Raw genomic sequence first — 12028 nt, 5'->3', positions numbered from 1 at the left:
CCTGTCCGGTTCTTCCTGGCAACACCAGGGAGAACCGGACAGGCGCTCTACTTCGCGGAAGCTGGTCAGTGGTGGGCTACCACCTGGATGTGGAGCAGGCCCAGGGCCGCGGCCACCGCCTGCGGGTCCTCGACCATGCTCATGTGGCCGGCACCCGGCACCAGCGTCAGGGCGGCGTCGCCCGCCGAGAGACCGAACGGCGCCGCTGCCGCCCGCACCATGTGCTCGGCGTCGGCCAGCGGCGTGATGGCGTCCTCCGCGCCCACCACGACGGCGACCGGCGCGTCGAAGCGCTTGAGCACCGCCGTCCGGTCGGGGCGGGACGCCATGGCCCGCTGCGCCCACGCGACGCCCGCGGGCGACTGCGCCCGGATCCACGAGTCCAGCACGGGGAACAGGTGCCGCCGCCTCTCGGTGCTCGTGGCGCCGACCAGGGCGGCAGGCATGCTGAGCACCGCGTCCACCGTCTGGCTCGCGTCGGCGGCTGCGGCGATCCGCAGGCGCTTGGCGCGCGCCTCCTCGGTATCGGCGGTCGACTTGGTGTCGACGAGCCCCAGACCGGCGACGAACCCCGGGTGCCGCTCGGCCAGGGCGAGGGCCACGTACCCGCCCATCGAGTGCCCGACCACCACGGCGTTGCCCTCGCCCGCCTCGACCATGGTCCGGTAGACGCTGTCGGCCGCGTGCTCGATGCTCGGCGGGTACCCGTCCAGGTCGCTGTGCCCGGCCCCCGGCAGGTCGACGGCGATGGCCCGGATGCCCGGCGGCAGGCACTCCGCGCAGGCCGCCCACATCCGGTGGTCGAGCGGGAAGCCGTGCAGGAGCACGAGCGGCAGGCCGCCACCGTCGTGCAGGGTGAAGGTGGCCAGTCTCGCGGTGGCTTGTGAGGTCATCGTCGTCCTCCTGTGGTGGGTGCTGTAGTGGTGAGGCCGCTCAAGAGGCGCCCAGCGGTCCGTCCCAGTGCGTCGGCAGCGGAAGCGGGTGGCCGGGCAGGACGTGGGCGACGATCTCGTTCAGCGCGCGGGCGACCGCCGGTTCCCCGACCCACAGGTGCTTCGCCCCGTCGACGCCGATCACCTCTGCCTGCGGGACGCGCGCGAAGCGGCGGCGGGCCTCGTCGGGCCGGAGGTAGTCGTCGAGCTCGGGCACCAGGACGACGAGCGGCTTGCCGAACGCGGCCCAGCGGTCCAGGTCCTCGTCGGTCGCGCGGTGCAGCGGCGGCGACAGGAGGATGGCGCCCTCGACGCTCGGGTCGGCGCCGTGCTTGAGGACCAGCTCCGTGCCGAACGACCAGCCGACCAGCCATGGTCGGGGCAGCCCGCGGAACTCCGCCAGCTCGATCGCGGCCGCGACGTCGTACTTCTCGGCGTCGCCGCCGTCGAACGTGCCCTCGCTCGTGCCACGCGGGGAGGAGGTGCCGCGCGTGTTGAACCGCAGGACGGCGAGGTCGGCCAGCGCGGGCAGGCGCCAGGCCGCCTTGCGGTACACGTGGGAGTCCATGAATCCGCCATGCGTGGGCAGCGGGTGGAACGTCAGCAGGCTGGCCGCCGGTTCGCGGGCCTCGGGCAGCGCGAGCTCACCGACAAGGGCGAGGCCGTCGGCGGTGTGCAGCTCGACGTCCTCCCGCTGCGCGGGCAGGACGGTGAGCGAACGGATCTGGTGGGGCTCGGCTTCAGTGGTCATCGACCCCATTGTCTCCCTCACCTTCGTTGTGAGCGACGGGCGGTCAGCGCAGGTTGGCCCGTCGCTGCCAGCAGCTGGTGTGCCAGTGCCGACGGCCGTCCAGCCCGGCCTCGGGTCCGCCGAGCGCGTCCGTCTGCCACGCCACGACGTGCGCCGTTCCCGGCGTGACCTCCTGGCGGCAGGCCGGGCAGACGTAGGTCTTGTCGGACGAGCGGATCCGCTGCACCACCCACTCGCCGTCGGCCGCGGACTCGCTGCGGCGGCCGCCCGTTGCCCGGTCCACGTCGAGAGGGACGTGGTCCGCGGCATAGGGACGCTTGCTGGAGCGACGATTCGACGGCATGGCAACTATTCTCCCGCAGGGCAGAACGGGCGGCTCGATCCTGCCCGAAAACAGCGTGCAGTGCGCACCACACTGCCTGGGAGCCGCACCCATGTCGGCCCGCTAGAGTGTGGCGGTCCCCAGCAAGGCGCAAACCCTACCGAAGGATTACTCGTGAAGCACCGCACCACTGCCGGCCTGGCAGCCGTCGCGCTGGCATCCATCGCGCTCACCGGCTGCGCAAGCAGCGACAGCGGAGACGGCAGCGCTGCCGCCTCCGACGGAAACGTCTGCGAGGTGACTCCGGCCGCCGCGCCGTCGCCCGCGCCGAGCCCGTCCGAGGCGGACGTCAAGGCCGTCGAGGGGATCGAGGTCGCGGGCCCGGTCGGCAAGGAGCCGAAGGTCACCTTCAAGGCGCCGATCAAGGTCACCAGCCCGACGTCCCGCGTGGTCTCCGAGGGCACCGGCGAGGAGCTCACCGAGGGCGCCCAGGCGACCATCAACTACGTGGTGATCGCGGGCAAGGACGGCTCGACGAGCGGCTCCACCTGGGAGACCAAGAAGCCCGAGTCGTTCACGCTCGGCGACCCGCAGTACGACCTCCTCAACGACCGCCTGATCGGCCAGAAGGTCGGCACGCGCATCGTCATGGCGAGCACCGCCATGGACCAGACCATCCAGGTCACGATGGTGGAGGTCTCCGCGGTCAAGGAGATCCCTACGCGTGCCGAGGGCACCGCCGTGGAGCCGAAGGAGGGCCTGCCCGCCGTCGAGCTCACCGACGACGGCCAGCCGACCGTCACGATCCCGAAGAACTTCAAGGCGCCCACCGACCTGGTGGTCCAGCCCCTCATCGAGGGTGACGGCGCCAAGGTGACCAAGGACCAGACGGTCACCGTCCAGTACGCGGGCTGCCTGCTCGACGGCACGTCGTTCGACTCCTCGTGGAGCCGCGGCACCCCGACGTCGTTCCCGCTCAACGGCGTGATCCCCGGCTGGACCAACGGCATCGCCGGTCAGAAGGTCGGCAGCCAGGTGCTGCTCGTCATCCCGGCCGACCAGGCCTACGGCGACCAGGAGCAGAACGGCATTCCCGCGAACTCGACCCTCGTGTTCGTGGTCGACGTCCTCGAGGCCAAGGCCGCCTGATCCTTCCCCGTCGGCCCGTCCACGGGCCGGCGCGAGATCTCACGCACGTAATGTGCGCATCGCCGTAGATCACGGCACAGACGTGGCGGGCACCCGAGCCGGGTGCCCGCCATTTCTCGTAGTGTCTTCCCATGACGTCGACAGAACTGCCCGCCGCTGAGTCCGCTCCTGTTCCGGAGCGTGAGGTACTCACCTGGGAGACCTTCCCCGTCGCGGTGCGCGACCTGGCCCATAAGGTGGTGGACAGCGGGTTCGTGCCCGAGGTCGTGGTCGCCGTCGCGCGGGGCGGCCTCGTCCCGGGCGGTGCCATGGCGTACGCGCTCGGCACCAAGGGCGTGGGCACGTTGAACGTCGAGTTCTACACGGACATCGGCAAGACGCTCGACGACCCGCGCGTGCTGCCGCCGCTCATGGACACATCCGACCTCCCCGGCGCCAAGGTCCTCGTGGTGGACGACGTCGCCGACTCCGGCCGCACCCTGGCCCTGGTCATGGACCTGCTGGAGAAGAAGGGTGCCGAGGCCCGCTCCGCCGTGCTCTACACCAAGCCGCGCACGATCATCCAGCCCGACTACTCGTGGAAGGACACCGACCTGTGGATCACCTTCCCGTGGTCCGCCGAGCCGCCGGTGACGGGCGCGAGGTCGATCGACGCATGAACCGCTGAGCACCGGCGTGCACGGTCGGGCCCACGAGTGGCGACGTCGACCTCGCGGCACGGGCGCTCCTCGGCGACCAGGAGCTTCACCATCTCGCTCGCCGCGTACGCGGCGAGGCGGCGCTCATCGCTGCGCACGCCCAGACCGCGAGCTAGCGCTCAACAGTTCTTCATCCGGTCCGCCCCTTCCGGTTCGTAGCCTTACGCCGTAAGGTCGCCTTACGTCGTAAGGTTCACGAGAGGGAAGCCATGAACACGCCCACGCTGCACCCACGCACGGCACGAACGACCGGTCTGCTCTACCTGGCGGTCGCCGTCCTCGCCATCCCGGGGTTCCTGATCATCCGCCCGATGCTGTTCGATCCCGATAGCCCGGCAGCAACGCTCGCCCACCTGATCGAGAACGAGTCGGTCGCGCGCCTGGGGATCGGCCTGGAGCTCGCGCTCGTCGCAGTCCAGGCACTGGTCGCCCTGTGGTTCTACCGCCTGTTCCACCGTGTCGACGCGTTCGCGGCTGCAGCACTGGCCGCGTTCGGCCTGGTCAACGCGGTAGCGATTCTCGCCAGCGCGGCGTGTCTGGGTGCGGCGCTGGACACCGCCCTCGCGCCACCGTCCGCCGATGCCGCCGGCGGAACGCAGCTCCTGTATGTGCTCGGCGGCAGCTTCTGGGACGTCGGCTCGCTGTTCTTCGGGCTGTGGCTGATCCCGATGGGTGTCCTCGCCCTGCGATCGGGTCTGCCGCGCGCACTCGGCTGGATCCTGGTGTCCGGCGGTGTCGGGTACATCGCCGGCGGCTTCCTCACCTACCTGGCGCCTGCTGCCACGCCGGTCGCGGAGGCGCTCCCGTTCCTCGCCACCATCGGCGAGATCTGGATGATCGGCTGGCTGCTGTGGTACTCGTTCCGGGGACCCAGGAGTCACACGGCTCCGACGAGCTCGGGCAGCGCGTCGTCCTTGGCGTAGATGGGGATTACGTCGAGGTCTGCCGCGCGGCGAGCGTTCGCCCTTGCTCTTACTTCTCAGGGATCAGCCGCCACTGCTGGTGCCCACCACCGTTGTGGTCCCACTGGTCGAGAACGGTGCCGTCCGCCGTGGACGCGCCCGGTACCTCCAGCACCCGTTGGCTCAGCCGGTTGGTGAGCAGAGAGTACCCACCGCCAACCGGCGTGACAGCCCAGTGCTGCTGGTGGACGTTCGCGTCCCCCCAGATGTTCATGGTTCCGCCGTTCACCCGGGACCGGCCGCCGACCTCCAGCAGCTTGCCGCTGTTCTGGTCACGGATCTTGAAGTACCCGTCCCCGGTGGAGACGAAGAGCCACTTCTGGTTCGCGCGGTTCAACCACGGCCACTGCTGCACCGGGGTGTTGTTGGCCGTCCCGGAAGACAGGACGTCGAGCACCTTGCCACTACTCCTCGACTCGATGCGGTAGACGGTGTTCGCCACAGGGAAACGCGAGATCAACTGGGGACGGGCGCTCCGACCCCCGATGTGCACGCCGTTGATGTTGACGTACCCACCGGTGGCGGCCGTGACGTGGACGCGCACGAAGCCGACGTTCCGGTTGGTCCACTCGGCGAGCTTGAGCCGGCCGTCCGCGGCCCAGTTCACGGTGGCCACCGTGGTGAAGGTGACGCCGTCGGTGCTGGTGGCGATCGTGGCCGCGGTGATATCGCCGTCGGTGGAGTTGGTGCGGTTCCACTGCTTCGGCAGGTATTCGAGCGTGGAGACGTTGCTCCACACCCCGCCGAGGTCGATCGTGATCGCCTGCGGCAGCGTGCGACCGCCGCCCCAGGTCGACCAGCACGTCTCGAGGTCGCGGTCGCTGCGGTTGTCGATCGCGTTGTACGCGAACTCGCCGGGGTTGTAGGACGAGGCGTAGGCCGCCACCGCGTTCACCGGCCATTCGACCCGCAGCGGCTGGGCGGGCAGCGGCGGGCGCGAGGTGTTCGGGCTCCACGCCGCGCCGACCTCCGCCAGCCGGTCGACGATGTTGGGGTCCAACCTGCCGCTGCGGTTGGGCGGGCAGTTCAACAGGTGCGAGGTGTACTTCGGCTCCAAGTCCCTGAGGTCGGCCACGATGGCGTCCACGCTGCGCGGTGCCTCCGTCGGCGTGTGCGGGTGCCAGAACCAACCTCGGCTGATCGTCTCGCCCTGGATGCCCGCGAACGTGTTCCCCGCCGGCGCTCGGATGCCCAACGGGGCCTCGAAGTAGATCGCGTCGCCGAGCCAGGGCTGTGCCAGGGCGCCGTGGTCGACCAGCACGCAGTTCGGTTGCAGCGACTTCACCAGGTTGCGGACCTCCTGGTAGGAGATCTGCTGCTGGCCCATCTGCCAGGCATAGCCGTCGGTGACGAACACGTCGATCGTGCCGTAGTTCGTCAGCAGCTCGCGGATCTGACCGAGCACCACGGTCATGTCGCCCGGCTCGATGGCCTGGTACGGGTCGCTGACGTGACCGCCGTACGCCTGGATGGTGTGCGTGCGGTCCCAGACCGAGTAGTACAGCCCGACCCGTAGGCCTTTGGCGCGAAACGCGTCGACGTACTGGCGCACGATGTCCTGCTTGTAGCCCGAGTAGGCCACGTTCTGCGTGCCGAACGCCGTGGGCCACAAAGAGAAGCCGTCGTGGTGCTTGGTGGTGAGCACGCCGTAGCTCATCTTCGCGGCGGCAGCGGCCGCCGCCCACTGCGCGCAGTCCACGGACGGCGGCGCGAACTTCAACGGGCTCTGGCCACCCGCCGCCCACTCCTCGTCGGTGAACGTGCCGAGGTTGAAGTGGTTGAACATGCCGAACCGCAGGTCTACCAGTTTCGACAGGTCGGTCTGAGTGTCCGCCGCCCAAGCCTGCGGCGAGTGCCCAGTCAAACCGGGTACCGCGGCCGAGGTCGCTGCGATACCGGTGGCCGCCAGGAAACCCCGGCGCGACCATCCCGATGTGTGTGCCATGTTGCCACCGCCCTTATGAGGTGACGCGGTGGAAGGTCCACCGCTGGTTGGAGCCGCCGGTGTCGCGGTACTGGATCAGCGCGACACCGTCGGCCGTGCTGCCCCCGCTGACGTCGAGGACCTTGCCGCTGTGGCGGTTGACCACGAGGAACACGCCATCACCCTGCGGACGCAGCTGCCACTGCTGGCTCGCCCGGCCGTCGGCGGTCGTCTGCACGACCGCCGCGCCGTCCGCCGTCGAGGACCCCGCCACGTCGAGCACCTTGCCGCTGCCGACGCAGGTGATGGTGTGATAGCCGTCCGCCGTGGACTGGAAGGCCCATTGCTGGTTCGGTCGGCCGGTGTCGGGCCACTGGATCACGGTGGCGCCGTCCGCCTTGGACGAGCCGGAGACGTCGGCGACGTTGCCGCTGCGCACGCTGACGCAGGTGTAGGCCCTGGTGGGTGTGATCGTGTACTGCACCGAGTCGACGTCGACGTAGCCGGTGCCGTTCGGGTTGTAGGTGTAGACGCCGACCCGGTCACCGCGGTAGCCGCCCCAGGTGAGCTGGTAGGTGCCGCCGAACGAGGTGAACGCGTTCCCGTCGAGGCTGTAGGAGAACCGGCTGACTCCGTTGCCGTCCCACGAGGTGCGCAGCCATACGGCGTCCTGCGTGATCGCCGGACCGTTGGTCAGGCTGCCGCCGACGTTGAGCGCGATCGTGGTGGTGGTCCCGGAGCGCCGGACACCCAGCCCGGCGTAGGTCGCCGCGTAGTGGCACAGCCCGGCGTGCTGACCATCGGTGAGCCCGGCCAGCTCGAGGCGGACGGTGACCGTCGCTCCGCCCGCAGTGCGCAGCACCCGCTGGGTGAGCGTGTTCCCGGCCTTGGTCAGGTTGTTCGCCGCCAGCGGTGCGAATGCCTTCAATCGCAGGTAGCCGGGTCGTTCGGTGAGCGACCACCGGTCCGCGCGCGGCTGGTAGTGCCACTCCCACTGCGGCTTCAGGCGGGTGTCGGTGAACAGGTCGCTGGTCACCACCTGGGGCAGTGCGTCGACCGGCAGACCGGGCGTGCCGCCGGCGGGCACACGGCCCGTCCACACCATGTTGCCGACGCCGTCCGCGCCCACCTCACCCAGGATCGGCCAGCCGTCCACCCAGGTCACGGGCAGCAGGGACAGCACGCGCCCCTCCCAGCCACCGTGGCCGTGGTGGGTCACGAAGTGCCAGCCGCCGTCGGGAGCCTGCACCAGCCCGCCCTGGTTGGGCTCCCGGTCCACCGAGGTGTTGACGTGCAGCAGCTGCCTGGTCTCGAACGGGCCGTAGAGGCTGGAGCCGCGGTTCATCATGAGCACGCGGCCCTCGGACTTCACCTCGCTGAAGAGGTGGTAGTACGTGCCGTCGATCTTGTACAGCTTGTTCGCCTCGCTGCCCGGCGACTGATGGATGACGGTGGACGGGCCGTCGAGCGACCTCCCGTCCGCGGACAGCTTGTACAGGTGCACCTTGTAGGCGTCCGCGTAGTGCGTGGTGACCAGGTAGCCCTGGCCGTCGTCCTCCCAGAACGGGCAGACGTCGTTCCAGCCGCTGGTCCGCCAGATCGCGTGCAACGGCTCCCACGGCCCGGTCGGCGACGGGGCCGAGGTCATGAAGAAGCCCTCGTCAGGCGTGTTGAAGTACACCCAGTACCGCCCCGCGTGGTGGCGGATGGACCCGGCCCACACGCCACGGCCGTAGCGGTTCATCCGGTCCCAGTTCAGCTCCGGCCCGATGCGGGTGACATCGTCGACCGCGCCGCCGAGCGTCCGCCAGCTGACCAGGTCCTTGGAGTGCAGGACGGCCATGCCGGGCGAGTAGCCGAACGTGCTGGTGATGCCGTAGTAGTCGGAGCCCACCCGGATGCAGTCCCAGTCGCTGAGGTCGGCCGGGATGATCGGGTTGACGTAGGTGCCGTCACCCTGGTCACCCCAGGTGCCGGCCGGAGGTACGGCGGCCGCCGCCGTGCTCGGTGGCAGCAGGCCCGGCAGTAGAAGCGCCCCTGTGCCGACCGCGGCGAGACTGCCGAGCTGTCGTCTGGTGATGTCCACGATTCTCCCTACGCCGGGAAGGGCACGCTGGAGAAGGCGTCCAGCGCACACACCGTGTTGGTGGACGCCGCGTTCTTGGTGCCCTTGCACACGACCTTGATCGTGTGCGGCCCGGCGGGCAGGTCCGTCTTGCGGAACAGCGCGACCTGCTTCGTCACGGAGGGCGCGTAGGCGTCGATGTCGGCCTGGACGAGCGTGCCGTCGAGGTAGACGTCGACCTTGCCCATGTTGGGCTGCTTCATGCTCACGTACTGGACGCCGGCACCCGTGAACGTGTACTCGGCGGAGTTGCCCGCCTGGGTGGTGTAGCGCTCCGAGCCGTGGAAGTCCTTGGTGTCGTTCCAGCTCCTCCACGTGCCGGTGTAGGTCACGCGGGCGTCCTTGTCGTCGGCGTGGGTCCAGGACTGCCGGACGACCGACGTCGACTCCGCGGACCGGTTGCCCTGGGCGTCCACGACGTACAGCTTGTAGTCGCCGGGCGACTCCGGGATCGCGATGGAGGTCGCGGTGCCGCCAGCTCTGGTCATCGTGGGGCCGGCGGTGAAGCTGGTCGTGCCCGCGGGGGCCAGCCAGATCGTCCTGCTGGCGTCGCCGGTGCTCCTGATCGGGATCGACCACGCGCCGGCGTCGTTGAATGTGCTGGCCGGCAGTACCCAGTCCGGGGTGGTCGCTCGGTTGCCGGGCAGGATGTCCCGGTACGCCGCCTCGAGGCCGGCGTTCACGGTGATCTGGTATGCCGCCGTCGGCCAGACGTTGTCCGGGTAGACGCGTACGTCCTGGATGGTGCTGTTCGGCACGTTCTTGTTGGCGATCTTGCCGACCGTGGCGTACGTGTTGGTGATGTTCAGGTCGTGCTGGCGTCCCCAGGTGCCCGAGTTGATCGTGTACGCCACGTCCGGCGACAGGTTCAGCACGTTGTCGTGGTGGTTGATGAACGCCGAGCCCTCGTCGGGGTGCATCCCGTACTTGTGCCCGGCGGGGACGCCCTGGAGGTAGTTGTTGCTGATGGTGGTGCCGGGCTGGCTGCCAAGCGTGTAGATGGGCGCCGAGTCGTTCATTCGCTGCATCGTGTCGACGATCTGGTTGTAGCTGATGTCGTTGTTCCTGGCCGTCGTGGTCGGCTCGTTCGGCACTATGGAGTTCGCCGAGCCGTCGAAGTTCCACCAGCCCCACCCGAGCGTGACGCCGTTCCACGGCGCCTTCTCGATCAGGTTGTGCCGCACGGACAGCGTGTCGACGAAGTAGGCCGAGATCGGGCTGCTGCCGTTGAACAGCACCGCGCTGTCGTGAAGGTAGTTGTTCGTGATCTCGATGTTCTTGCAGACGCCCTCGGCCGAGGCGGGGTACTTCTCGTTGTTCGTGCTGGTGTGGTCCCCGATGTAGATGTGCTGCGGATGCCCGACGTTCACCGCCGACCCGGCGATGTCGTTCGTGTAGTTGCCGATCAGCTTCGAGTCCCGCACGTCGTTGTTCAGGGTGATGCCGTCGGCGCCCGCGTGCTGCACCTTGTTGCGCTCCAGCACGATGCCGTCCGCGTTCTCGAGCCGGACGATGCCGGGCGGCAGCTCGATGTTGCGGTAGAAGTACGCGTGGAAGTTCTTCCTCCCGTAGACGAGGTCGCCGCCGTTGCCCTGCTGGGCCTGCTTGAAGGATGAACCGGCCACGTCGAACAGGTTCCAGTCCGAGTGCTGGACCGTGATGCCGCTGAAGGTCAGGTTGCGAACGTGGCTCGAGGTCGACGTGCCGGCGATCTTGAGCACCGTGGCCACGTTGTTCGGCGCCCAGACTGACGCGGTCGCCATGTTCTCGGAGTCGGCCTTGTAGTAGTAGACCGTCTTGCTGGTCCGGTCGAAGAAGAACTCGCCTGGGGTGTCCAGGAACTCGTAGGCGTTCATGATCTTCTGGCTACCGGTTGCCTGGAAGTCGCCGTTGTACGCGCCCTGGGCGATGGCCGCGCCGGGCTGCTGGAACAGCGCGACACGGTTGGCGCCGTCAGAGCTCGTGGTGATCTGCCGGACGCCCACGATGGCCGTGGTCCACGTCGTCGCCGTCTCGATCTCGACGTCGCTCTGGTTCGTCGCGATCGCGGGCAGGTCGGACAGGCTGTACTTGGACCCGTCGCACTCCGAACCGGACTCCCACGCCCACGGGGCCTGCCCGGCGGTGATGGTGTAGGTGCCGTAGCAGCCGGCCGAGGTGATCGTCTTGGACGCCATGGACGCGCGCTTGTCGTTGACATAGAGCGCACGGAGCTTGTTGGCGCGGTTGAGCGGGGCCTTCCAGATGTTCCCGCTGTGCTGCGTCCACCCGGTCACCTGGACGCCACCGTTCAGGACCGGCGTCTCACCGGGGTAGGCGGAGTAGAGCACCCGGTGGCCGTTCGTGCCCGAATCGCCCGGTCCGAACTCGATGGTGCTCGTCACGGGGTAGTTCCCGCCGCGCAGGTACACCTGGATGTCGCCGGTCATGCTCGAGCTGACCGTGCGGACCACGTCCCGCGCGCGCTGCACCGTCCGGAACGGCGCGGCGATCGTGCCGGGGTTGGAGTCGTTGCCGGACGGCGAGACGTAGTAGGTCGCCTGGGGGGCGGCTGTCGCCGACTGTGCGGACCCCCCGAGGAAGAGCGCGAACAACGTCAACGCCAGCAACGACGACAGCGTCCGCCTGAACGATGACAATATCCGCCTGGCACGAAAGAGCGAAGCCATTACCGGTTCCTCTCGTGAATCTCCATTGATTCGGGCAGCAACCGCGACCGCGGGTGTCATCTGGGGAGAGCGCGTTGGGCCGACGGCGGCGCACTTAACATAGGACATATCACACGTGTCGTCAATGGTGACCCGTCGGCGACATGTCGCAAACGTCCTCCATCTCCGGCTCCTGTGCTCGTGGGGAGCCGGCACGCGAAGAGGCCCGGATCCGCAGTGGCTCGAGCCCTGCGCGGCTGCGGCCAAGGGGACGCCATCGAGCCTCGGGGGACAGATTCAGAGGGTGGCTAGCAAGTGGCTGCCCGTCACGAAGTGGTAGCCACGGAGCGTCAGGGTGCTCAGGATCTCGGGTACTACGGCCACCGATGTGGGGTTGGTGTCGTGCATCAGGATGACGGCGTTGGGCTCGGCGTTGGAGATGGCGGTCCGCGCGACCTTGGCGGCGTCGCGGGACTTCCAGTCCTCGGTGTCCACGTCCCACAGAACGGGCGAGAGC

At 68.9% G+C, this 12028-nt stretch carries 10 protein-coding genes; 3 read left to right on the top strand and 7 right to left on the bottom strand.

Features of this window, described 5'->3' with window-relative positions; genetic code table 11:
- Positions 1-65: 65 nt before the first annotated feature.
- Genes ACFT2C_RS11710 through ACFT2C_RS11700 form a run of 3 tightly spaced genes read right to left on the bottom strand, consistent with a single transcriptional unit; the run spans position 66 to position 2026 of the window.
- A complete protein-coding gene (locus tag ACFT2C_RS11710; protein ID WP_377207222.1) occupies positions 66-893 on the bottom strand; it encodes an alpha/beta fold hydrolase in 828 nt (275 codons plus the stop codon).
- A 40-nt stretch (positions 894-933) separates the two neighbouring features.
- Positions 934-1692 carry an alpha/beta hydrolase gene (locus ACFT2C_RS11705; RefSeq protein ID WP_377207221.1) on the bottom strand — a complete coding sequence of 253 codons (759 nt, stop codon included), beginning with the start codon at positions 1690-1692 and terminating at the stop codon, positions 934-936.
- A 34-nt stretch (positions 1693-1726) separates the two neighbouring features.
- Complete coding sequence (locus ACFT2C_RS11700; RefSeq protein ID WP_377207220.1) at positions 1727-2026, bottom strand: hypothetical protein; 300 nt, start codon at positions 2024-2026, stop codon at positions 1727-1729.
- 153 nt (positions 2027-2179) lie between these two features.
- Here ACFT2C_RS11700 and ACFT2C_RS11695 point away from each other — a divergent pair, with 153 nt between their 5' ends.
- The 3 genes from ACFT2C_RS11695 (at position 2180) to ACFT2C_RS11685 (ending at position 4775) form a co-directional block, all read left to right on the top strand.
- Positions 2180-3154 carry an FKBP-type peptidyl-prolyl cis-trans isomerase gene (locus ACFT2C_RS11695; RefSeq protein ID WP_377207219.1) on the top strand — a complete coding sequence of 325 codons (975 nt, stop codon included), beginning with the start codon at positions 2180-2182 and terminating at the stop codon, positions 3152-3154.
- A gap of 131 nt (positions 3155-3285) precedes the next feature.
- Complete coding sequence (locus tag ACFT2C_RS11690; protein ID WP_377207218.1) at positions 3286-3813, top strand: phosphoribosyltransferase; 528 nt, start codon at positions 3286-3288, stop codon at positions 3811-3813.
- Between the two features lie 248 nt (positions 3814-4061).
- Entirely contained in the window at positions 4062-4775 is a 714-nt protein-coding gene (locus ACFT2C_RS11685; RefSeq protein WP_377207217.1) for a DUF4386 domain-containing protein, read from the top strand.
- Between the two features lie 49 nt (positions 4776-4824).
- Here the strand turns inward: ACFT2C_RS11685 and ACFT2C_RS11680 are convergent, their stop codons facing one another.
- The 4 genes from ACFT2C_RS11680 to ACFT2C_RS11665 form a co-directional block, all read right to left on the bottom strand.
- The gene (locus tag ACFT2C_RS11680) at positions 4825-6759 is read right to left on the bottom strand and encodes an alpha-L-fucosidase (protein ID WP_377207216.1); all 1935 of its coding nucleotides are present in this window, start codon (positions 6757-6759) and stop codon (positions 4825-4827) included.
- Positions 6760-6772: 13 nt separating this feature from the next.
- Positions 6773-8824 carry a family 43 glycosylhydrolase gene (locus ACFT2C_RS11675; RefSeq protein ID WP_377207215.1) on the bottom strand — a complete coding sequence of 684 codons (2052 nt, stop codon included), beginning with the start codon at positions 8822-8824 and terminating at the stop codon, positions 6773-6775.
- Between the two features lie 8 nt (positions 8825-8832).
- Positions 8833-11472, bottom strand: coding sequence for a right-handed parallel beta-helix repeat-containing protein (locus ACFT2C_RS11670; RefSeq protein WP_377207214.1), 2640 nt, complete (start codon positions 11470-11472; stop codon positions 8833-8835).
- Positions 11473-11808: 336 nt separating this feature from the next.
- Positions 11809-12006, bottom strand: coding sequence for a hypothetical protein (locus ACFT2C_RS11665; RefSeq protein ID WP_377207213.1), 198 nt, complete (start codon positions 12004-12006; stop codon positions 11809-11811).
- Positions 12007-12028 lie beyond the last annotated feature (22 nt).

The organism is Promicromonospora sp. NPDC057138, from assembly GCF_042670845.1.
Classification (GTDB): domain Bacteria; phylum Actinomycetota; class Actinomycetes; order Actinomycetales; family Cellulomonadaceae; genus Promicromonospora.
This window is presented reverse-complemented; position numbering and strand designations above follow the sequence as displayed.